Origin of the sequence: Pseudomonas sp. NS1(2017), assembly GCF_002269425.1 — a bacterium.
GTDB classification, from domain to species: domain Bacteria; phylum Pseudomonadota; class Gammaproteobacteria; order Pseudomonadales; family Pseudomonadaceae; genus Aquipseudomonas; species Aquipseudomonas reactans.
This window is the reverse complement of record NZ_CP022960.1, coordinates 5,654,617-5,677,071: the sequence shown is the minus strand read 5'-3', so window position 1 is coordinate 5,677,071 and position 22,455 is coordinate 5,654,617. Positions and strand designations below refer to the sequence as shown.

Sequence of the window (22,455 nt, the reverse complement as noted above, 5' to 3'; positions counted from 1 at the left end):
CACCGCATTCGCGAGCAAGCCCGCTCCCACATTTGAATCGATTTTCAGACTTCTGGCAGAGTGGACCCACCGTCCACCACCAAGGTCTGCCCGGTAACGTAGCTGGCCAGCTCAGATGCCAGGAACAACATGGCCCCGGCAATATCCGCCGCAGCGCCCAGACGCCCAAGTGGCACGCGGCTGGCGATGGTGTCATTCAGCGTCGCATCTCCCAGGTTGCCCATTGCCGGCGTGGCAATCATTCCCGGCTCCACGCCATTGACCCGCACCTTCAACGGCGCCAGTTCCAGCGCCGCATTGCGGATAAACCCGTTGACCCCGGCCTTGGACGCCGCGTAATGGCTGAGGCCCGGGTAACCGACGCGGTTGCCGGTCACCGAAGAGGTCACCAGCACGCAGCCCCGGCCCTGTTCGCGAAACGCCGGCAAGGCCGCCTGGGTCAGCCAGAACAGCGCCGACAGGTTGACCGCCAACGTGCGATGCAGGATGTCCGGGGTAATGTCTTCAAACGCCGTCAGCGGAAAATACCCGGCGTTGTGCACCAGGATATCCAGGCGTGGCAGCCGTTGAACGCACTCAAACACCGCCGTTGATTCGGCCAGGTCGACGCCGACCGCTTCAACCGGATAGCCCTGCGCGGACAACTCAGTCGCCACCGCCGAAGCCTGTTCCCGCTGCCGGTCGGCAATCACCACCCGAGCACCATGCCTGGCAAACGCCTCGACGATGCCCCGGCCGATCCCCTGGGCACCGCCGGTGACCAACACCACTTGCCCGCTGAAATCCAGGTCAGTCATGGGTATTCTCCAAGTGCGCGAACGCCAGGGTTGGCACGTCGACAATGCTGGAACCGCCATCGGCCACCAACGTCGCCCCGGTAATGATCGACGCATCACTGGACGCCAGGAAGCGACACACCGTGGCGATCTCTTCGGCAGTGGCCGCACGGCGCAGCGGCACGTCGGCGCAGACCCGGTCGTATGCCTGCTGCAAGGTGTCGCCATAGGCGTCCATCAACGGCTGCATTTCCGCGTCGGCCATGGGCGTGCGCACCCAGCCGGGGCACACCGCGTTCACTCGCACACCGTGCGGCCCATAGTCCCGCGCCAGCGAGCGATTAAGCCCGAGCAGGGCATGTTTGGCCGTGGTGTAGCCGCACACCTCGGGCCCCGCCGCCAGGGAGGCGATGGAGCCGATCAGCACGATAGTCCCCGCGTTTTCCTGCAACAGTGGCAAGCAGGCGCGGGCGCTATAGAACGCGCTGTCCAGGTTGCTGCGCAGAGCGCTTTCCCAGGTGGCGGGGCTGGTCTGGGTCGCGCTGCCCAGGCCATGCCCGCCGGCACAGGCCAGCAGCACATCGAGGCGTCCATAGTGCTCGCTGATCTGTTGGATAAACCCGTCCCAGGTCTGCGGGCAGGCGGCATCGCCCACCAGGATCAGGCCGCCAGTGTCCTGCGCGACCTGTTCCAATGGCTCTCGGCGCCGCCCGATCAGCACCAGGCGTGCACCTTCTTGGGCATACAAACGGGCACACGCGGCGCCGATGCCCGTGCCGGCGCCGGTGATCACCACCGTGCGCGGCTCAGTCATCGGGATACTCCGTGCGGTTGAGCACCTGGCAATACGAGCTGATGGGGAAGTTCGACAGCGCATCGAAGGACGCGCCCGCATAACCGAAGATCTTGCCGTCGCTGCGGTGCTGCTGCAGGTCGATCAGCACCAGGCCGAGAGTCGGCACGATCTTCTCCTGCCACACGAACAGGTACAGCTGCTCGGCGATCTTGTAGTAATGGCAGCGGTCGGTGTCGCACAGGCCTTGCTCCACGCCCTTGAGGCACTGCCAGGCGTAGAAGCGCTCGTTGAGGTAAATGTGTTCGTAGACTTCGCTGGGGCTGTAGCGGTATCGGTTGCGCAGGCCAACCAGTTCGTCGGTGGGCGCGTGCAGGCAGAGGCCGGCCTGCCACGGGCGGTCGAGGCTGCCGTGGAGGAAGTCGACTTCGACCGAGGTCAGCGGTTTACCGGCGAGGGCGCGGTGATAAAGACCTTCGTGGGTCTCGGCCGGGTCCGGCAGGCGTCCGATCACCGCAGTGAATGAGGCGTTCGGCGTGTCCAGCACCAGGCTGATCGACCAACTCTGCCCGGCCTCATGCTTGATGAAATCCACCAGGTACAGGCCGGGACGAATCGAAGTGGCGCGGTACGCCGCACTGCCGCTGGAGTGGCCGTCGGCAGCGTGCCAGGCCAGGCTGTCCTGCTCGAAGCGGTGCTCGATCTGCCAGCCGTTGGCGAAGTGCAGGGTGAAGGTCTGGCCCGCCAATTCGGCGAGGTTGGGCAGGATAAACGCGTCCGGGGCGAAACCGTCGGCCAGCGCGCCGACGGTGATCCAGTCAGAAGAACTCGTCATGGCAACGCCTCCCTTACACGACGGCAAAGTAGTGTTTGACGAAGCTTTCGCTGACCACTTCCCACAGCACCGGCGTGCCCTTGGTCACGAACCAGCTATCACCGGCCTTGTAGCGTGTGGTTTGGCCGGTGGACTCGTCGGTGAGCAGCACTTCGCCGGTGACCACCGTGGCCTGTTCGGCAAACGGGTAGACCATGCGGAACTTGCCCTGGGTGGTGCCGAAATAGGCGCTGCTGACCGGGTCGGTGGGCGCGCCGAAGGTCATCTTGCCGAAGGCACGCACTTCGCCTTCGAGAATCTGCGAGCCGAGGTCGGCCACGGTGCCCCAGGGGTCGAGTTCCGACAGCTGGATGTTGTGTTTGAGCGTAGTGAGGGTCATGGCAGTTGCTCCTGATGAGTAATGTAGGAGCCCGGCTTGCCGGCGATGGCGTCCTAACGATCGCCATCGCCGGCAAGCCAGCTCCTACAGAGGGACAAAGCGCCCAGGTGGGCGCAGGATTAGCGGCGCCCGTTCCAATAACCGGAAAGTTGGTGCCAGGATTTGCCCGCCGTCAGCAGCAAGGGTCGGATCGCGTCCTTGCCGAGGATGGTCGGGCGATGAATCGAGCTGACCAGGTCATAGCGCGCCGAGCCTTCGCTCATGCCTTCGGCCAGGACCTTGCAGATGATGTGGCTGGGCGTCACGCCGAAGCCGGAATAGCCCTGCACGAAAAACGCGTTGCTGCGCCCCGGCAAGGTACCGATCTGCGGGAACAGGTTGGGGCTGCACGCCATCGGGCCACCCCAGGCCAGGTCGATTTTCACGTCCTTGAGGTAGGGGAAGATCTTCAGCATGAGGTTGCGGTTCCACGCCTTGAGGTCGCCGGGAATGTGCTCCACCAGCGGCGTGGCGGCGCCGAACAGCAGGCGGTTCTCGTTGGTGACGCGGTAGTAGTCGATCACTGGGCGGATGTCGCTGTAGGCCCCGCGAATCGGGCTGATGCGCTGGATCAGTTCCTCGGACAACGGCTCGGTCATCATCTGGAACGCGTAGGTGTTGATGGTCGAGCGGTGCAGCTCCGGCTCCAGCTTGTTGAGGAAACTGTCGCAGGCCCACAGTAACTTGCTGGCGCGTACTGAACCGCGACCGGTGCGCACGGTGATGCGCTCGCCATAGCTGACCTCCAGCGCCGGGCTGTTCTCGAAAATCCGCACGCCATGGCTGGCCAGTGCGGTGGCTTCGCCCAGCAGCAGGTTCAGCGAATGCACGTGCCCGCCGCCCATGTGCAGCAAGGCGCTGCTGTAGGCCTTGGAGCCGATGATCTGCTGCACGTCGGAACCGCCGAGAAAGCGGATCTCGTGCTGGCTGTTGATCGACTTGAAGTCCTTTTCCCAGGCGCGCAGGGTTTTTTCCTGGCGGGCGTTGAAACCCATGTAGCCGTAGCCGTGGCAGAAGTCCGCGTCGATGTTGTACTTGGCGATGCGACTCTTGATGATGTCGGCGCCCAGGTCGCTGATCTCGAACACCTGGCGCAGCCCGTCTTCGCCGACGTCCTTCTTGATCTTCTCCAGGTCATGGCCGATCCCCGCCATGATCTGCCCGCCATTGCGGCCGGTGCCGCCAAAGCCCAGGTAACGCGCCTCAAGCACGACGATATTGGTGATGCCTTTTTCCGCCAGTTCCAAGGCCGTGTTGATGCCGGAAAAACCGCCGCCGATCACCACCACATCGGCGTCGATGTCCTGTTCCAGGGTCGGGAAGCTGAGGTTGTATTTCTTGGTGGCGGTGTAATACGTGGGGGTTTCGATGTTGATCATGGCGCAGCCTGAAAAGGTGAAGGAAGGCTCTAAAGCGGATGCCTCCATTAGGGGCCCTGGCGGGGTGGAAGTCTTGATCCTGCGTGCCCAGGCTTTTGATTCTGCGCGCCATGGGCAGTGCGCTAGACAAGTTATAGCGCGCTCCTGGACTGGGAATGCTAGAGTTTCGTTAAATTATTAACTAAATACGTCGTGACCCTGATCCTATGCTCAAACCTCGCCAGTCCCTGACCCTGACCCTGCTGCAAGCCCGCGAAGCCGCGATGAGTTTCTTCCGTCCGTCCTTGAACGAACACGGCCTGACCGAACAGCAATGGCGGATCATCCGCATCCTTGAACAATACGGTGAGCTGGAGATCTACCAACTGGCCGAACTGGCCTGCATCCTCAAGCCGAGCATGACTGGTGTGCTGGTACGCATGGAAACCGCCGGCATGGTGCATCGGCGCAAAGCCGAGCAGGACCAGCGCCGGGTGCTGGTGACATTGGCCGACAAGGGCAAGGCGAGTTTCGAGTCCATGAGCCAATGCATGGAGGCCAACTACCAGCGTTTGCAGGATCAGTTGGGCGAAGAGAAGTTGCAGACCCTGTTGGGTCTGCTGGATGACTTGAAGAACATCAATATCAAGCGCTGAGGCGATTTTTCGATCACTTCCGATCGACATAGTGGAGTTTGACTAGGCTGATTTTTTTCAGCAGGTCCGAGCTGTATATCCCACCGGCGAGATCGGGGCTGAATTTCAGCAAAAGAGGCATCATCAGCCTCGGTGGGGCTACATCACAAGAAAAGACAGGTTTGCTGGCTCTCACGCTGACGTCTCTTATGCCGTATTTTTCTGCAAGGTTAAAAAAGAGGGTCGTTGCCGGGAGCAGGTTATCCGGCTCCACCACCGTACGAATCGTTTGTCGCTTATTCGTGGGAGCCAGTGGGGGCGTTTTTGGATCCTCAAGTGCTGGAAGAGGGCGGTATGCCATGGAAGGAGGCTGAATGTTTGTCATGAAAGTTACTCACTGTGCATTGAACGTCAGATGATGACGGTGAGTAGATTTTGTTGGCGACTCAGCCGTCTCGGTTCCTATGTATATATGCACAGTTGCAACCGGTTGTTGCCTTATGGGTTGACGTCCACAGGCGTTCTCAGTACACGCTGCTTGTGTGTGTGACAGGGGGCGTGCCTTTGAACTTGCCGGCCAACGCCTGCAACCCGCGCATCAACACCGTGGTATCCACACCGACCGCGACAAACGTCGCGCCCAATTCGATATAGCGCCGCGCCAGGTTTTCATCGGCACTCAGAATCCCAGCCGCCTTGCCCGCCTTCACGATGCGCCCGATGGCGTCTTCAATCGCCGCCTGGACGTCGGGATGCCCAGGATTGCCGCGATGCCCCATCGACGCACTTAAATCCGCCGGGCCTATAAACACACCGTCCACGCCCTCGACGGCGGCAATCTCATCCAGGTTAGCCAGGCCTTCAAGGTTTTCGATCTGCACCAGCAGGCACATTTGTTCATCCGCCTGGTCGAGGTAGCCAGGGATGCTGTTCCAACGTGAAGCCCGCGCCAGTGCACTGCCCACCCCCCGGATCCCTTGAGGCGGATAAAGCATCGCGCGCACCAGTTCGCGGGCCTGGGCGGCGCTTTCGACCATGGGCACCAGCAGGGTCTGGGCGCCGATGTCCAGCAGTTGCTTGATCAACGCACTGTCGCCGATCACCGGGCGAATCAGTGCCTGGCTGGGGTAGGGCGCTACGGCCTGCAACTGGGCGAGCATGCCTTGCAGGTGGTTGGGCGCGTGTTCGCCGTCGATCAGCAGCCAGTCGAAACCGGCGTTGGCGGCCAGTTCGGCGCAATAGGCGTCGGCCAGGCCGAGCCACAGGCCGATCTGTACGTCGCCGTTGCGCAGGCGTTGTTTGAAGCGGTTGACGGGCATGTCCATGGCAATCCTCCAGGGTTCAGACGAAGCGGCAGGCGATCGAGCCGAGCAGGTCGTAGTCGACGTGGAAGGTGTCGCCAGGGCGAGCCGCGACCGGGCGCGTAAACGAGCCGCCGAGAATGATCTGCCCCGGCAGCAGGGTCACGTCATACGGCGCCAGTTTGTTCGCCAGCCAGGCCACGCCTTTGGCCGGGTGGTTGAGCACGGCGGCGGAAACGCCGGATTCCTCGATCACGCCGTTGCGGTACAGCACCGCCGGCACTTTGCGCAGGTCGATCTCGGTGGGGCGCACGGCACGGCCGCCCAGCACCACGCCGGCATTCGCGGCGTTGTCGGAGATGGTGTCGAAAACCTTGCGCGTCGCGTTGGTGTGCGGGTCGACCTGCTGGATACGTGCGTCGATGATCTCCAGCGCCGGGATCACCCATTCGGTGGCGTCGAGCACATCGAACACCGTGCAGTTCGGGCCCTTGAGGGGTTTGCCGAGGATAAACGCCAGCTCCACTTCCACCCGCGGCACGATGAAGCGTTCGAAGGGAATGTCGCTGCCTTCGTCGAAGAACATGTCATCGAGCAGGGCGCCGTAGTCCGGCTCGGTGATGTTTGACGACACCTGCATGGCCCGCGAGGTGAGGCCGATCTTGTGGCCCTTCAACGTGCGGCCGTCCTGGATCTTTTGCGCAACCCAGGCGCGCTGGATGGCGTAGGCGTCTTCAAGGGTGATGTCGGGGTAGTCGAGGGAAAACTGGCGCACCTGTTCGCGGCTGCGTTCGGCGCGGTCCAGGTGGGCAGCGGCCGCAAGAATTTGCTGGGAGTCGAGCATGGCAACGGTCCTTAACGGGGATTGACGATGGCGGCGTGGGTGCGCAGCACCAGCAGGCCGCCGAGGGCGATAAATACAGCGAGTACGTACAGCGCCAGGCTGGCGCTCTGAGTGGCGTCGCGCATCCAGCCGATCAGGTAGGGCGCAAGGAACGCGGCGACGCTGCCGAACGAGCTGATCATGGCGATGCCGGCCGCCTGGGTGGTGTTGGAGAGAAACGCTGGCGGCAGTTGCCAGAACATCGGCAAGGCCGCGCTGGCGCCCATGCCGGCGACCACCAACCCGCCCATCACCAGCAGAGGGTTGCCTGGCGCCAGGCCGGCCACGGCAATGCCGACGGCAGCCATCAGCAGCGGCACGCACAGGTGCCAGCGACGTTCGCGGTGGCGGTCGGACGAACGCCCGCAGCCGATCATGAAGAAACACCCGGCCAGGTACGGCACGGCACTCAGCAGGCCGACCTGGCTGTCGCGGCCGATACCGGCGCCGTGGATCAGCGTGGGCATCCAGAACGCCAGGGTGTTCACCGCCAGCATCACCGCGAAATACACCGCCACCAGCAACCACACCTGCGGGTCGCGCAGGATGCCGCCGAACGAGGTGATGGTCTTGCGCTGTTCTTCACTGCGCAGTTGGGTGTGCAACTGAAGTTTTTGCTCGGCCGTCAACCAGTGCACCGAGTCGAAACCGTCCGGCAACCACTTGAGCACCACCAGCCCGAGCAGCACCACCGGCAGGCCCTCGATCAGGAACATCCACTGCCAGCCGCGCAGGCCGCCCACATCATGGAAGTGTTCGAGGATCGCCCCGGACAACGGCCCGCCCAGCACGCCGGCCATGGGCACGGCGATGGCAAACAACGCGGTGACCTGGGCGCGGCGGCGTGCTGGGTACCAGCGGTTGAGAAACACCAGGATGCCTGGGAAAAAACCGGCCTCGGCCACCCCCAGCAGAAAGCGCAGCACGTAGAAGCCCTTGGCACTTTCTACCCACAGCATGCCGGTGGACAGCAGGCCCCACACCACCATCAGGCTGGCGATCCAGCGGCGGGGGCCGACGCGGTCCAGCGCCATGTTGCTCGGCACGCCAAACAACGCGTAGGCGATAAAGAACAACCCGGCGCCGAAGCCGTACACCGTGTCGCTGAAGTGCAAGTCGCTGCTCATCTGCATCTTGGCGAAGCCGATGTTGATGCGGTCCAGATGGGCGAACAGGTAACACACCAGCAACAGCGGCATCAGGCGCCAGGTCACTGAACGATGGGTGCGGTCATGCTCGGCCAGCACGCGGCTGGCAGTCGATTGGGCTGTGCTCATGATGTTGTACTTTTTGTCTGAGAGGCCGTGAGGGGAGTGACGGGATCTACCCCGTCGGATTGTTCAGGAACGCATGCACATTGTTCTGCTTGAAATTCAGCTGCGGGTGCAACTCGACCATCTCGAACGACAGCGCCAACAAGCGTTGCGCCTGCAGCTCGGCGAAGTGCGTAGTGATCACCGCAAACAACGCCTCGGCTACCGCCTGGCGCGTGGCCAGGTCGCGACCGTGGCCGACCTTGAGGGTCATGTGCACAAAGGCGTAGTCGTGTTTTCCATCGGCCATGCGCCAGGTGTCCAGGCGCACGCCACGGCTGCGGATACCGCCGAGGGGGAACACGCCACTGTCTCCCAGTACGCGGTGGACCTGTTTAAACAGGCCGGGCAGGTCGGCCTGTTGTTCGATGTTGTCGGTGTACTCGGCGATAAAATGCGGCATGGGTTTCTCCCAGGTTTACAGCGGGAAAATCGCGTTGATCTGACCGGTGCCCGAGCTGCCGAATGGCGGCGTGATGATCTCGGCCGGCTTGGCATAATCCGGCCCACCGAGCAGCCCCAGGAGCATGGCGGTGTCGTGCATCTTGCCTTCGCCGAAGCAGTGTTCGGCGTAGTCCGGCAGCATCGCGCAGAACTCCTTGAAGCGGCCTTGCTTCCACATCTCCACCACATGCAGGTCCACCTGCTTGTCGAACTCGCGGGTCCAGTTGTGGATATTTGCCTCGGCCTGGCGGTCATCCGAGAAACGGTGGGACAGCGAACCGGAGGCCAGCACCAGCACCTTGCGGTCGCTCTTCTCGATGGCCCGGCGCACGGCGGCACCAAAGGCAAAGCTGTCTTCGAGGCGATGCCAGGCGCACCACGCGGCGATGGAAATGACTTTGAATTTCTCATCCTCCGGCACACCCATGTGCATGTAGCGCATGGGCACCAGCGTGCCGTATTCCAGCTCCAGGCTCGGGATGTTATGGGCCATGCTGCGCACGCCGGCCGAGTTGGCCTCGGCAGCGATCAGTTCGCCCAGCTCGGGGCAACCGGGGTAGGCGTAGTCCATGTTCTTGATGAAGTGCGGCAGCTCGTTACTGGTGTAGGTGCCCTGGAACTGCTCGCCGCAGTTGACGTGGTAACCACTGTTGACCAGCCAGTGCACGTCGAACACCACCGCCGTGTCGGCGCCCAGTTCGCGGGCGCGCCGGCCGATTTCCTTATGCCCGGCAATCGCCGCTTCGCGACAGCCGTGATGCTTGCCGGGCAGTTCCGACAGGTACATCGACGGTACGTGACAGATCTTCGCCGCCAGGACCACTTCGCCCATGATGATTCTCCAGATTCATTATTTTTGTTGGAGCGCATTACCTGGTGTTACACACCCCAACGCGGGATGTGATGGCTGCCCATGGAAATGCACACGTTCTTGATCTCGGCAAACACTTCAAAGCTGTACTGGCCACCTTCGCGCCCGGTGCCGGAGCCCTTGACCCCGCCGAACGGCTGGCGCAGGTCGCGCACGTTCTGGCTGTTGATAAATACCATGCCGGCTTCAATCCCGCGCGCCAGGCGATGGGCCTTGCCGATGTCCTGGGTCCAGATGTAGGAGGCCAGGCCGTACTCGGTGTCATTGGCCAATTGCAGGGCCTCGGCTTCGTCCTTGAATGGGATCAGGCACACCACCGGGCCGAAGATTTCTTCCTGGGCGATGCGCATCTTGTTGTTCACATCGGCAAATACGGTCGGCTGGATGAACTGGCCTTTGCTTAAATGCGCCGGCAGGTTGGCCGGGCGTTCCAGGCCGCCGGCAAGGAGTGTGGCACCTTCTTCGAGACCAATCCTGATGTAGCCGGTGACCTTGTCGTAATGCGCCTGGGTGATCATCGATCCGACCTGGGTGTTTGGATCCTGCGGGTCACCGACGATCAGGCGTTTGGCGCGCGCCGCGAATTCGGCGATGAACTGCGGGTACACGCTTTCCTGGATAAAGATGCGGCTGCCAGCGGTGCAGCGTTCACCGTTCAGGGAGAAGATGGTGAACAGCGCCGCGTCGAGGGCGCGTTCCAGATCGGCGTCCTCAAAGATCAGCACCGGCGACTTGCCGCCCAGCTCCATGGAGTACTTCTTCAGGCCGGCGGTCTGCATGATCTTCTTGCCGGTGGCGGTGCCGCCGGTAAAGGAAATTGCCCGCACGTCCGGGTGGCGCACCAGCGCATCACCGGCCGTGGCGCCATAGCCCTGGATCACGTTGAGCACGCCGTTGGGGATCCCGGCTTCCACCGCCAGGCGCCCCAGTTCATTGGCGGTCAGCGGCGACAGTTCAGACATCTTTAGCACCGCCGTATTACCCAGTGCCAGGCACGGCGCGGTCTTCCAGGTGGCGGTCATGAACGGCACGTTCCACGGCGACACCAACCCGCACACGCCTACCGGTTGGTAGAGGGTGTAGTTGAGCATCTGGTCGTCCACCGGGTAGCTGTGGCCGTCCATGCGCGTGCAGACTTCGGCGAAGAAGTCGAAGTTGTGCGATGCCCTTGGGATCAACACGTTCTTGGTCTGATGGATCGGCAGGCCGGTGTCGAGGGTTTCCAGCTCGGCCAGGTGCGGCACGTTCTGTTCGATCAATTCACCGAGCTTGCGCATCAGGCGTGCGCGCTCCTTGGCCGGCGTATTAGCCCACTTGGGGAAGGCTTCCTTGGCTGCCGCCACGGCCAACGCGACTTCCTCGGCACCGCCGCTGGCAACCTCACCAATCGCCTCGCCGGTGGCCGGGTTGTAGTTGATGAAGGTGTCTTTGCTTTCGACCTCGCGGCCGTTGATCCAGTGTTTGATCATGCTGCTTACGCCTCTTTCCGGGCAGAGAAGAACTCCGCCTCGCTGACAATTCGGTTGACCAGGCGGCCCACGCCTTCGACTTCCACCACCACTTCATCGCCGGGCACCACATCGGCCAGGCCCTCGGGCGTGCCGGTGGCGATCATGTCGCCCGGTTGCAGGGTCATGAAGCTGGACAGGTATTCGATGAGATAGGGGATGTCGAAAATCATGTCGCGGGTGCTGCCTTCCTGGCGCAGTTCACCATTGATCCAGGTACGCAGGGTCAGGTTGCCTGGGTTGGGCACATCGGCCACGTCGACGATCCACGGGCCGACCGGGGTGGTGGCGTCGCGGTTTTTCACGCGCAGGTTGGGGCGGTAGTAGTTTTCCAGGTAGTCGCGGATCGCGTAGTCGTTGCACACCGTGTAGCCGGCCAGGTAGTCCAGGGCGTCGGCACGTTTGACGTTGCGCGCGGCCTTGCCGATGACCGCCACCAGCTCACACTCGTAGTGCATGTAGGCGACGTTGTCCGGGCGCCAGGTGACCTGGCGGTGGCCGGCGTAGGTGCCGACGGACTTGATGAACGCCAGTGGTTCGGTCGGTGGCGTAAAGGCCAGTTCGGCGGCGTGGTCGGCGTAGTTCAGGCCGAGGGCGAACATGTTGCCGGTGGCCGGGGGCAGCCACTCGACCTGATCTTCCGCGAGCAGGCGACCGTCGTCCAGGCGCACGGCATTGTCGGCTTCGACCGTTACGGCGTGGATTTTATCTTCATAGCGGATGCGGGCGCGTTTCATGCTGGGGTCTCCGTCTGGATATGGCTGGTCAGGCGACCCACGCCACTGATCTCGACTTCAACGGTGTCGCCCGGCACCACATCCACGCGGCCTTCGGGCGTGCCGGTGATCAGCACGTCGCCGGGGTGCAGGGTCATGAACTCGCTGATCTCGGCGATCAATAGCGGGATGTCCCGCACCCAATTCGCGGTGGAGTTTTCCTGGCGCAGTTCGCCGTTGACCCACAGCTTTAGGCTCAGTTGGTTGGGGTTGCCCACCTGGTCCCGTGGCACGAACGCCGGCCCCAGCGCGCAGAACCCATCGCGACATTTGGCTTTGACGGCGGGGCGGTAGTAGCTGTCTTCCGGCAGGCTGAATTCGTTGACCACCACATAACCGGCCACATGGGCCATGGCATTGTCCAGGCTGACGCGGCTGGCACGCTGGCCGATCACCACGCCCAATGCCGGGCCGGGTTGCAGGCGTTCGCCCTGAGGGTGCAGCACCACCGCATCGTGCTGGTTGCGCGTATTCGGGGTCTTGATAAACAGCACCGGCTTGGTCGGCGGCTTCTGGTAGGGCGCCTGCTGGAAGGCGGCGAGATGCTGGTCCAGCAGGCCCTGGTAGTTCAGCGCAACGCCGAACAGGGTGCCGCTGGCAACATCATGCAGGGTACGGCTCATGCGTTTCTCCTGACGGTGGCGACTGCTGCATAGGCAGTTCGTTAAGTTGTTAACGTTATAATTAATATGTTAACTACCGTCAAGCGTGGCAAAATCCCTGGCATTCAAATAACAACAAGGGGGCAGCGTGCAGCCGATTCCCAATATCAATATCGGGCAGGTCTACGACCAGCGTTACAGCGATGCCGAGGTGCACTACGACAAGCTCGGCAACCTGGCGGGCTTTTTCGGGCGCAACATGCCCGTGCACCGGCATGACCGGTTTTTCCAGGTGCATTACGTGAAAAGTGGCGCGGTGCGGGTGTACTTGGACGACCGCCAGTATGTGGAGTCCGGGCCGATGTTCTTCCTCACGCCGCCCACGGTGCCCCACGCCTTTGTCACCGAGGCGGATGCCGATGGGCACGTGCTGACGGTACGTCAGCAGTTGGTCTGGGGATTGATCGACGCCGACCCCAGCCTGGCGTCCGGCGCTGCCTGTGTGGCGTTGACGGCGGGTGATCAAGGCCTGGATCGATTGTTCGAAGAGTTGAGCGATGAGATCAACGCCGAGCGGGCAGGGCGCGCGGCGGCCCTGGACAGCCTTACGCGGCTGATCATGATCCGCCTGCTGCGGCTGTGCGCCCACTCGTTACCGGCGCGCCCGACCCGCCACGAAGACCTGCGCATCTTTCATCGCTTCAACGAGTTGATCGAGGCGCACTACCTGGAACACTGGCCGCTGGCGCGCTATGCCGAGGGGATTGGCGTGACCGAGGCACGCCTGAATGAGGTGTGCCGGCGCCTGGCCGACCTGCCGTCCAAGCGCCTGATTCTTGAGCGCGTGATGCAGGAAGCCAAGCGCCTGCTGCTGTTCACCGGCAGTTCCGCCAATGAAATCTGCTACCAGCTCGGCTTCAAGGACCCGGCGTATTTCAGCCGGTTTTTCCTTCGGTATGCGCAGGTGACACCGGGGGAGTATCGGCTGCGGCAGTCGGGCTTGCGCTGACCTGCCACGCACCGCCCAGCGCGGTGTACAACTTCACCTCGGCCACCAGCTGTGCCAGGCGGTCGACGATCAGCGCCTGCTGCGAGCTGAACAGCGTACGTTGCGCATCGAGGAAGGTGAGGTTGCTGTCCACGCCGCTGCGGTAGCGGTGTTCGGCCAGGTTGTAATACTGCTGGTTGGCCGCGACGAAATCCCGTTGCGCCTCCAGTTGGTCGGTATAGGTCTGCCGCGCCGCGAGGCCATCGGCGACTTCCTGGAAGGCGGTCTGGATAGATTTTTCGTACTGCGCCACCGTGATGTCCTTTTGCAGCTTGGCGTAGTCGAGGCTGGCGCGCAGGCTGCCGGCGTTGAAGATCGGCAGGTTGATCTGCGGCTGGAACGTCCAACTGCCGGAGCCGGCCTTGAACAGCCCTGACAGTTCCGTACTGGCGGTGCCGGCGTTGGCAGTGAGGCTCACTGACGGGAAAAACGCAGCGCGTGCGGCGCCGATATTGGCATTGGCGGCGCGCAGTTGGTACTCGGCCTGGAGGATATCCGGACGGCGTTGCAGCAGGTCCGAAGGCAGGCCGGCTGGCACCCTTGCGACTAAGTCATCCGCCAGCGGGCGCGACGGCAGTTGTTCGTCCACCGGGCCACCCACCAGCAGGGCCAGACTGTTGAGGTCCTGGGCGACCTGGCGCTCATAACGGGCCACGCTGACGCGGGTGCTTTCGACGCTGGTACTGGCTTGCACCACATCCAGTGCCGACGCCTTGCCGGCGGTTTTGCTGCCGCGGGTGAGGCGCAGGCTGTGTTCGTTGGCCACCAGGGTCTGGCGGGCCAGGGCCAGCAGTTCTTGGTCGGCGCGCCAGGTCAGGTAGGCATTGGCGACATTGGCGACCAGGCTCAACTGCGCGCTGCGCCGCGCCTCTTCGGTACCGAGGTAGGTGAGCATCGCCTGTTCGCTGAGGCTGCGGATGCGGCCGAACAGATCCAGTTCATAGGCGCTGATGCCCAGGGTCGCGGAATAGCTCGACGTGATGGCAGGCTTGCCCGTGCCGGTCACATCCCCCGGCAAACGCCGACGCTGACCGGCTCCGGTGGCAGAAACGGCCGGGAACAGGTCTGCACGCTGGATGCGGTATTGCGCCTGGAACGCCTCGACGTTCAGCGCCGCCACCCGCAGATCGCGGTTGTTGACCAAGGCCTCGCCAATCAACCGTTGCAACGCCGGGTCATGAAACAACTGCTGCCAGTCCGACGTGCCGGCCTGTGCCAGCGCGTACACCCCTTGCTGGGGATACTGCGCCGGCACGGGCGCCTCAGGCCGGTGATAATCCGGGATCAACGAGCAGCCGCCAAGCAGCCCTGCCATCGCGAATGCGCTCAATTTATTCATCAGGCGCCAACCATCCATTTGGCCAGGCCATGTCGGCCACTCACGCCCAGCTTGGCCGCGGCGCGCTTGAGGTAAGTTTCGATGGAGCTGTTCTTCACGCTGAGTTTTTCCGCCATTTGCGGCACGGTGCCACCGGTCAGCAGGCCCAGACACACCTCTTGTTCGCGTGCCGACAGGGTGATTTCACCGAGGGACAGGCGCTTGTAGAACTCACGCTGCAATTGGGATTGCTCCAGCAAGGTGTGGGCCGGTTCGGCCGCGGGTTGGGGCGCCTGGCGCAGGCTCTGGGCATGGCACTCGATCAACGGCAGCAGGGTGTCCGACAGGCACTTGAGAAACGACAGCTCGGCCAGGGAAAACCCGCGATGGTTGGGTGGGCGATAAAACGAAATCACACAGCGCCGGTTACCCTGACGCGACACAAGGTTGCACTGGTGCGAGGTGCCCCGCGGGAACACGCTCTTGGCCTTGGCCTTCAACTGAATTAGCAGTGGGTCCTGCATGCCGAGCATTTCCCGCAGCAACGGGTGGTCGTCCATGGAGTTCAGCACCAGCGGCGGCAGGTCCTGGGTCTGGCCGGCGCTGCCGAGCAGCTTGATATCGAGCACGCGGTCACGCAGCGCGTCGAGGGTCCATTCACTGAGGTCCACCAGGTGGATCGGCACCCACTTGTCCACCAGGTGCAGCATGTGTGCGGCGAAGTCCGCGTGGCCACTGCTGGCAATCAACTCGCCCATTTCGGCATAGAAATTCGGGCTTTGCGGGTTGGCAATACTGCTGGTCAAACTCATAGCCATCTCATCCTTGATGTCGAAAACCGTCAACAGACTCTCTGGGCTTCTGCGGGGGCGATCCGTTGCTCACACACCAGAGTCGGTAGTCGAGATTGTATTTAGCCAGGGGATTCGTCCTACGTATGTAGCGGAAACGAGGGACACAACCTGCCATAAAAACCACGTCATTAATTCGACGTTTCTGAGAGGCAATTCCGGCCTAGAAAAACCATAAGAGGTTTTTGGAGTTAGTTAACTATCTGATAAATAACAAAAACAATTAATTTTTAAAACAATCAATGAGCTCTGGCAGCGGTCAGGGATAGCCAATTTCCTACACAGCTTTAATCGTTTCAGCAATGAACCCTCAGCCAAGCCTGTTCCATCCATTTGGATGTCCGGGTTTAGGGTGTCAGACAGCCCCGATCCCTCATGCTCCAATCCGGCCTATTCGTCGTAATGGGCCTCCCTGCGCGGCCAGTGCCTGAACCCCATGAGAAGGATCTTATGAAGCATTCCTCCAGCTTCCCCCTTACTGCCGCCCAACAGGACATCTGGCTCGACCAACTGCGCGTGGGCGATTCGCCGCTGTACAACATCGGCGGCTATGTGGATTTTGCCGGCCCCATCGCGCAAGACCTGATGCAGCGCGCTATCGAGTTATTGGTGATCAAGCACGATGCGTTGCGCACGCAACTGCACACCGACGCCAACGGTTTGCCTCGGCAGACCTTCGCCACCACGTTGCCCGTCGACCTGGCCCTGCATGATGTTGTCGGCGAGCCTGATCCACAGGCCGCCAGCCAGGCGTTGATGCAGGCGCAAATGGCCCTGCCATTCACCCTGCAGGGTGCGCCGCTGTTTCGCTTCTTCCTGGTCAAGCTCGATGACGATCACTATCGCCTCGGCACCCAGGCCCACCACCTGATCCTCGATGGCTGGGGCTTCGGCCAGATGCTGCAATCTCTGGCCCGGCTGTACACCGACCTGCAGCAAGGCCGGCAACCGGAGCCGTTGGCGCCGTCCTATATCGACTTCATCGACGCGGATGAGCGCTACCACGCCTCGGCCCGCTATGCCCGCGACCGTGGGTATTGGCTGGGCAAATACCAGGTGCTGCCGGAGCCATTACTGACGCCCCGGTATACCGCCAGGATGTCCAGCAATACCTTGGTCCAAGGGTTTCCGGTGGCGCTGCTCAACCGTATGGAGCAAGTGGCCCACCGGTACCAGGCCTCGGCATTTCATGTGCTACTGGCGGCGATGTATGTGTATTTCACGCGCACCGCCCAGCGCCAGGAGTGGGTGGTGGGGCTGCCGATTCTCAACCGCTCCAATGCGCGTTTTCGTTCCACCGTCGGGCTGTTCACCCAGGTCAGCGCCGTGCGTTTGCAGTTCGATGAGCAGTTGCCATTCAGCGCCGTGGTGCGTGGGGTGCGTGATCAGCTCAAGCAGGACTTCCGGCACCAACGTTTTCCCCTGAGTGAGATGAACCGTGAGCTGGGCCTGCGCCGCACTGATCGCAGTCAGTTGTTCGACCTTTCAGTGTCCTTCGAGCAGGACGACCATGAACTGCGCTATGGCACCACCGAGGCCCGAGCGGTCAAGGTGTCCAACCACCATGAGCCGTTGCCGCTGGCGATCCACCTGCGCAGCAACCGCTACCAGGACACCGCGTGCCTGCATTGCGTCTACAACGAAGCGTACTTCCAGCACGATGAAGTACTCGCCCTGGCGCAGCGCTTTACCTGGCTGCTGGAGCAAGGGTTGGAGGACGTCGCGCTGAAGATCAGTGATTTCTCCCTGGTGACGCCCGCCGAACAGGCCCAGCTGCAACACTGGAACGCCACCGCCCAGCCCAACGCACCGCTGCAAACCGTGCATGGCCGCATCGAAGCCCAGGCTGCACGTACGCCGGACGCCGTGGCGGCGGTGTACCAAGGCCGGCAGTTGAGCTACGCGCAGCTCAATCAGCAGGCCAATGCGCTGGCCCATCAACTGCTGGAACGTGGTGTACAACCGGACGACCGCGTGGTGATCCTGGCGCGGCGCGGGTTGGAGACGTTGGTGGGGTTGCTGGCGATCCTCAAATCGGGCGCCTGCTACGTGCCGGTCGACCCGGCCCATCCCGCCGAGCGCCTGAACTATTTGCTGCAAGACAGCGATCCGGTGGTGGTGCTCACCCAGCACGATTTGCTGCCGCGTTTGCCTGCACTGGAGGTGCCGGTGATCCAGCTGGATCGCCCGACCTTCCACCTGGGCACCAATCCCCGCGTGCCGGTCAGCGCCGCCAACCTCGCCTATGTGATCTACACCTCAGGCTCCACCGGCCTGCCCAAGGGCGTGATGGTCGAGCATCACACGGTCTCGAACCTGGTGGACTGGCATTGCCAGGCCTTCGACCTGCACGCCGGCAGCCACACCGCCAGTGTCGCCGGCTTCGGGTTTGACGCGATGGCCTGGGAAATCTGGCCTGCGCTGTGCGTGGGCGCCACCGTGCACCTGCCGCCGGCTCATGACGGCGCCGAAGATATCGACGCGCTGCTCCGTTGGTGGCAGGCGCAGCCGCTGCAGGTGTGCTTCCTGCCGACGCCCGTGGCCGAGTACGCTTTCAGCCAGGGCCTGCAACACCCGACCCTGCGCACCCTGCTGATCGGCGGCGACCGATTGCGCTCTTTCACCCAGGCGCAGTCCTTTGCGGTGATCAACAACTACGGCCCCACCGAAGCCACGGTGGTCGCCACCTCCGGTCCCATGGAAGTAGGCCAGCCATTGCACATCGGCGCGCCCATCGCCAATGCGACGGTGTACTTGCTGGATGAACAGCAACGCCCGGTGCCCATCGGTGTACCGGGGGAGCTGTACGTCGGCGGCAAAGGTGTCGCACGGGGTTATCTCAATCGCCCCGAGCTCAGTGCCGAACGCTTCCTTGACGACCCGTTTATCGAAGGCCGCATGTACCGCACCGGCGACCTAGCGCGCTGGCTGCCGGAGGGCAACCTTGAATACCTGGGGCGCAATGACGATCAGGTGAAAATCCGTGGTGTACGCATCGAACTGGGCGAAATCGAATCCGCCCTGGCCACTCATCCGCACGTGCAGGAGGCGGTGGTGCAGTCACGCGATGGGCAACTGTTCGCCTGGTTTGTCCCCCGCGAAGCGCTGCAGATCGAAGCCCTGCGCACCCACCTGCAGGCCTCGCTGCCCGACTACATGCTGCCCGCCGCCTACACGCAACTGGATGCGCTGCCCCTGACCGCCAACGGCAAGCTCGACCGCAAGGCATTGCCCGCGCCGACCCAGGATGCCTTCGTCACGCGCCTGTATGAAGCCCCGCACGCCGGGGTGGAGTCCCTGTTGGCGCAACTCTGGGCCGAGCTGTTGCAGGTGCAGCAGATCGGGCGTCACGACCACTTTTTCGAACTCGGCGGGCATTCGTTGCTGGCCGTGCAATTGGTGCAGCGCATGCGCCAGGTCGGGCTGCGTGCCGATGTGCAGGTGCTGTTCGGCCAGCCGACCCTGGCGGCCTTGGCGGCGGCCAGTGAATACGGCGAGGTGGACGAACCTCACCTGGCCGAGCTGGATCCTGAGAACCTGGCGCGCATTGTCGCGAGCATTCCCGGCGGCGCGGCCAACGTGCAGGACGTCTACCCGCTGGCGCCGTTGCAGGAGGGCTTGCTCTACCATCACATCACCGACGAGCGCGATCCGTATCAGCAACAGGCGTTGTTCAGTTTTGCCCGGCGCGAGCAGTTGGACGCATTTGCCCAGGCCCTGCAACAGGTGATCAATCGCCACGATATCCTGCGCACCAGCCTGGTGTGGGATGCGCTTGAGCAGCCGATGCAAGTGGTGTGGCGCGCGGCGCTGTTACGCGTTGAACCGTTGCGCGAGGGCTATTTACCGCTGGATTTGCGCCAGGCGCCACTCATGGCCCTGGACTATGCCGAAGAACCGCAGCACCAACGCTGGATCGCTCGTCTGCGCTTCCATCACCTGGTCAACGACGCCACCTCCACCACAATCCTGATGCAGGAACTCCGCGCCCATTTGCTCGGCCAGCAGGCACAACTACCGGTGCCGGTGCCGTATCGCACTGTGGTGACGCAAGCCCGTTCGCCGGCACGTCAGGCCGGGCATGAGGCGTTCTTTCGCGAGCAACTGGGTGATATCGACGAGCCGACGCTGGCCTTCGGACTACAGGAACGCCAGGCGGATCGGGCGCACACCGATGAAGCCGAACGCGCCCTGAGCGACCGGCTCAATCAGCGCCTGCGTGCCCAGGCGCGCGGGTTGGGCGTGAGCGCGGCCAGCCTGTTCCATCTGGCCTGGGCCCAGGTGCTCAGCCGCGTGGCGGGGCGCGATGACGTGGTATTCGGCACCGTGTTGCTCGGCCGTTTGCAAGCGGGCGAGGGCGCCGACCGGGCCCTGGGCATGTTCATCAACACGCTGCCGCTGCGCGTGCGCCTTGCCGGTAAAAACGTGGCTGATGCCCTGCGCGATACTCACGCCCAGCTCAGTGCATTACTCGCCCATGAGCAAGCCTCCCTTGCGTTGGCTCAGCGTTGCAGCAGCGCGTCACCGCTCTTCAACAGCCTGCTCAATTACCGGCACACCGATGCCGAGCGCGACTTGACCCTGGTGCCGGGCATCGCCTTACTCAGCAGTGAAGACATTCTCAGCTACCCGCTGATGCTGACCGTGGATGACACCGCCAGTGGCTTCCAGATCAAGGCCAAGGCCCCACGTCAGGTCGGCGCCGAGCGTCTGTTGGATTACCTCGAAACCGTGCTGATCAACCTGGCGGACACGCTGGAGCAGGCACCGCAAACACTACTGCGTGAAATTCGGGTTCTGCCCGCCAGCGAGTTGAACACCTTGCTGGTGGACTTCAACGCCACTGAAACCGCATACCCCGAAACCCTCACCGTGCAGGCTCTGTTCGAAGCTCACGCGCGGCACATTCCCCACGCCGTGGCGGTGCAGGCCGGCGAGTTGCAACTGACCTACCGCGAGCTCAACGAACGCGCCAATCAACTGGCCTTCCACCTGCGCGAACGCGGGGTGCAACCGGACGCCCGCGTGGCGCTGTGCGTCGAGCGCGGGCTGGATCTGGTAGTGGGCTTGCTGGCGATCCTCAAGGCCGGCGGCGCCTATGTGCCGCTGGACCCAGGCTACCCGCGCGAGCGCCTGGCCTACATGCTCCACGACAGCCAACCGGTTGCATTGCTGGTGCACGGGGCAACCCGCGACTTGCCGGGTGAGGTGTCGATCCCGGTGATCGACTTCGACCACTGCGCCTGGAGCCAGGCACCCATCGGCAATCCGTTGGTGCCGGGCTTGAGCGTCGCCAACCTGGCCTACGTGATGTACACCTCGGGCTCCACCGGTACGCCCAAAGGCGTGATGATCGAGCATCGGGGCCTTGGTAACCTGATGCATTGGGGCTCGCAGTTGTGCCCCAACGCCGAGGGCGGCGCGCTGTTGCAACGGGCGCCCTTCAGCTTCGACGGCTCGGTATGGGAGCTGTTCTGGCCACTCACCAACGGCATGCGGTTGGTGCTCGCCCGGCCGGATGGTCACCGTGAGCCTGCGTACCTGGCGCAGGTGATTCGCGAACAGCAGATCAGCGTGATCAAGTTCGTGCCGGCAATGCTCCAGCAGTTTCTTGAACTGGAAGAATCTGCCCTGTGCACCAGCCTCACTGACGTGCTGTGTGGCGGCGGCGAACTCACCGAAGCCCTGGCCCGTGGCGTGCAGGCGCGCTTGCCCAAGGTGCGCCTGCATAATGTCTACGGGCCTACCGAAGCCACGGTGGACAGCAGCGCCTGGACCCTGGAGCCCGGCGGCCCGGTGCCTGCGCTGCAACTGCCGATTGGCCGGGCGATCAACAACACACGCCTTTATGTACTGGATGAACACGATGCGCCTGTGCCGATGGGGGTTAGTGGGCAGTTGCATATCGGTGGGGTCGGCGTGGCCCGTGGTTATCTGGGGCTGGAGCAGATGACCGCCGAACGGTTTATCGACAGCCCGTTTGTTGACGGCGACCGGCTGTACCGCACGGGTGATCTGGTGCGTTACCTGCCGGACAGCAACCTTGAGTTTCTGGGGCGCAATGACTTCCAGGTCAAACTGCGTGGTGTGCGCTTGGAGCTGGGGGAAATTGAATCACGGTTGATGGCGCATCCGGCGTTGCGGGAAGTGGCGGTATTGATTCGGGATGAGCGTTTGGTTGCCTATTTCACTGTGCGTGGGGAGGCACCGAGCCTGGAAACCCTGCGCGTGCATGTGTTGGAGCAGTTGCCGGAGTACATGGTGCCGGCGGCGTTTGTGCGGTTGGATGAGTTGCCGCTCAACCCTGCTGGCAAGCTTGACCGTAAGGCGTTGCCGGAGCCGGGGTTGGAGTCGGTGGTGAGCCGGGCTTATGAAGCGCCGGTGGGGGAAGTTGAGACAGTGATGGCCGGTATTTGGACTGAGGTGCTGAAGCTTGAGCGGGTGGGGCGGCATGATCATTTCTTTGAGTTGGGGGGGCATTCGTTGTTGGCGGTGAATCTGGTGGCGCGGATGCGCAAGGCGGGGTTGGGGGTGGATGCGCGGACGTTGTTCAGTCATCCGACGTTGGCGCAGTTGGCGGCGCAGACGGCGACGCAGGTGGAGCGGGTGGAGGTTCCTCAGGCGGCCATTCCTCAACTTAACCGGCGTCGCAGGATCTGACGGTGTACATATCCATTTCTGCGGTAAGGGCGGCTATTGGTTCCGCCCTTACGGCGGCTCACTTT

At 62.8% G+C, this 22,455-nt stretch carries 19 protein-coding genes; 3 read left to right on the top strand and 16 right to left on the bottom strand.

The window, feature by feature from the left end:
- Positions 1-44 precede the first annotated feature (44 nt).
- The 5 genes from CI807_RS26440 to CI807_RS26420 form a co-directional block, all read right to left on the bottom strand.
- Complete coding sequence (locus CI807_RS26440) at positions 45-797, bottom strand: SDR family oxidoreductase (RefSeq protein WP_095016865.1); 753 nt, start codon at positions 795-797, stop codon at positions 45-47.
- Positions 790-1,590: an SDR family NAD(P)-dependent oxidoreductase gene (locus CI807_RS26435; protein ID WP_095016864.1), complete on the bottom strand. Its 801-nt coding sequence runs from the start codon at positions 1,588-1,590 to the stop codon at positions 790-792. The genes CI807_RS26440 and CI807_RS26435 overlap by 8 nt, the downstream gene beginning before the upstream one ends.
- Positions 1,583-2,404 (bottom strand): molybdenum cofactor biosynthesis F family protein, encoded by an 822-nt coding sequence (locus tag CI807_RS26430; RefSeq protein ID WP_095016863.1) that lies wholly within the window; start codon positions 2,402-2,404, stop codon positions 1,583-1,585. Before CI807_RS26430 ends, CI807_RS26435 begins: the two co-directional genes overlap by 8 nt.
- 13 nt (positions 2,405-2,417) lie before the next feature.
- Positions 2,418-2,783 carry a cupin domain-containing protein gene (locus CI807_RS26425; protein ID WP_016978429.1) on the bottom strand — a complete coding sequence of 122 codons (366 nt, stop codon included), beginning with the start codon at positions 2,781-2,783 and terminating at the stop codon, positions 2,418-2,420.
- Positions 2,784-2,902: 119 nt separating this feature from the next.
- Complete coding sequence (locus CI807_RS26420; protein WP_016978428.1) at positions 2,903-4,201, bottom strand: FAD-binding oxidoreductase; 1,299 nt, start codon at positions 4,199-4,201, stop codon at positions 2,903-2,905.
- A gap of 206 nt (positions 4,202-4,407) precedes the next feature.
- On the opposite strand from CI807_RS26420, the gene hpaR reads away from it, so the two are divergent.
- A complete protein-coding gene (hpaR, locus tag CI807_RS26415) occupies positions 4,408-4,836 on the top strand; it encodes a homoprotocatechuate degradation operon regulator HpaR (RefSeq protein WP_010209251.1) in 429 nt (142 codons plus the stop codon).
- A gap of 13 nt (positions 4,837-4,849) precedes the next feature.
- Here the strand turns inward: hpaR and CI807_RS26410 are convergent, their stop codons facing one another.
- The 9 genes from CI807_RS26410 to CI807_RS26370 form a co-directional block, all read right to left on the bottom strand.
- A complete protein-coding gene (locus CI807_RS26410; protein WP_157742081.1) occupies positions 4,850-5,200 on the bottom strand; it encodes a hypothetical protein in 351 nt (116 codons plus the stop codon).
- Positions 5,201-5,339: 139 nt separating this feature from the next.
- Complete coding sequence (gene hpaI / locus CI807_RS26405; protein ID WP_095016861.1) at positions 5,340-6,140, bottom strand: 4-hydroxy-2-oxoheptanedioate aldolase; 801 nt, start codon at positions 6,138-6,140, stop codon at positions 5,340-5,342.
- Positions 6,141-6,156: 16 nt separating this feature from the next.
- The gene (gene hpaH, locus CI807_RS26400) at positions 6,157-6,960 is read right to left on the bottom strand and encodes a 2-oxo-hept-4-ene-1,7-dioate hydratase (protein WP_095016860.1); all 804 of its coding nucleotides are present in this window, start codon (positions 6,958-6,960) and stop codon (positions 6,157-6,159) included.
- Positions 6,961-6,971: 11 nt separating this feature from the next.
- Positions 6,972-8,276 carry an MFS transporter gene (locus CI807_RS26395; protein ID WP_095016859.1) on the bottom strand — a complete coding sequence of 435 codons (1,305 nt, stop codon included), beginning with the start codon at positions 8,274-8,276 and terminating at the stop codon, positions 6,972-6,974.
- A gap of 46 nt (positions 8,277-8,322) precedes the next feature.
- Positions 8,323-8,715 carry a 5-carboxymethyl-2-hydroxymuconate Delta-isomerase gene (locus CI807_RS26390; RefSeq protein WP_095016858.1) on the bottom strand — a complete coding sequence of 131 codons (393 nt, stop codon included), beginning with the start codon at positions 8,713-8,715 and terminating at the stop codon, positions 8,323-8,325.
- 15 nt (positions 8,716-8,730) lie between these two features.
- Complete coding sequence (gene hpaD, locus CI807_RS26385) at positions 8,731-9,588, bottom strand: 3,4-dihydroxyphenylacetate 2,3-dioxygenase (RefSeq protein ID WP_095016857.1); 858 nt, start codon at positions 9,586-9,588, stop codon at positions 8,731-8,733.
- 47 nt (positions 9,589-9,635) lie between these two features.
- Complete coding sequence (hpaE, locus tag CI807_RS26380) at positions 9,636-11,096, bottom strand: 5-carboxymethyl-2-hydroxymuconate semialdehyde dehydrogenase (protein WP_095016856.1); 1,461 nt, start codon at positions 11,094-11,096, stop codon at positions 9,636-9,638.
- Between the two features lie 5 nt (positions 11,097-11,101).
- Positions 11,102-11,872 carry a fumarylacetoacetate hydrolase family protein gene (locus CI807_RS26375; RefSeq protein WP_095016855.1) on the bottom strand — a complete coding sequence of 257 codons (771 nt, stop codon included), beginning with the start codon at positions 11,870-11,872 and terminating at the stop codon, positions 11,102-11,104.
- Positions 11,869-12,534: a fumarylacetoacetate hydrolase family protein gene (locus CI807_RS26370; protein WP_095016854.1), complete on the bottom strand. Its 666-nt coding sequence runs from the start codon at positions 12,532-12,534 to the stop codon at positions 11,869-11,871. Before CI807_RS26370 ends, CI807_RS26375 begins: the two co-directional genes overlap by 4 nt.
- 127 nt (positions 12,535-12,661) lie before the next feature.
- Between CI807_RS26370 and hpaA the strand changes: the two genes are divergently transcribed.
- Positions 12,662-13,522, top strand: a complete 861-nt coding sequence (gene hpaA / locus CI807_RS26365) for a 4-hydroxyphenylacetate catabolism regulatory protein HpaA (RefSeq protein WP_016978419.1) — start codon at positions 12,662-12,664, stop codon at positions 13,520-13,522.
- Here the strand turns inward: hpaA and CI807_RS26360 are convergent.
- Positions 13,449-14,900: an efflux transporter outer membrane subunit gene (locus CI807_RS26360; protein WP_157742080.1), complete on the bottom strand. Its 1,452-nt coding sequence runs from the start codon at positions 14,898-14,900 to the stop codon at positions 13,449-13,451. The two genes, hpaA and CI807_RS26360, sit on opposite strands and share 74 nt — an antisense overlap.
- Positions 14,900-15,691, bottom strand: a complete 792-nt coding sequence (locus CI807_RS26355) for a helix-turn-helix transcriptional regulator (RefSeq protein WP_095016852.1) — start codon at positions 15,689-15,691, stop codon at positions 14,900-14,902. The genes CI807_RS26360 and CI807_RS26355 overlap by 1 nt, the downstream gene beginning before the upstream one ends.
- A 489-nt stretch (positions 15,692-16,180) precedes the next feature.
- Between CI807_RS26355 and CI807_RS26350 the strand changes: the two genes are divergently transcribed.
- A complete protein-coding gene (locus tag CI807_RS26350; protein WP_095016851.1) occupies positions 16,181-22,390 on the top strand; it encodes a non-ribosomal peptide synthetase in 6,210 nt (2,069 codons plus the stop codon).
- Positions 22,391-22,455 lie beyond the last annotated feature (65 nt).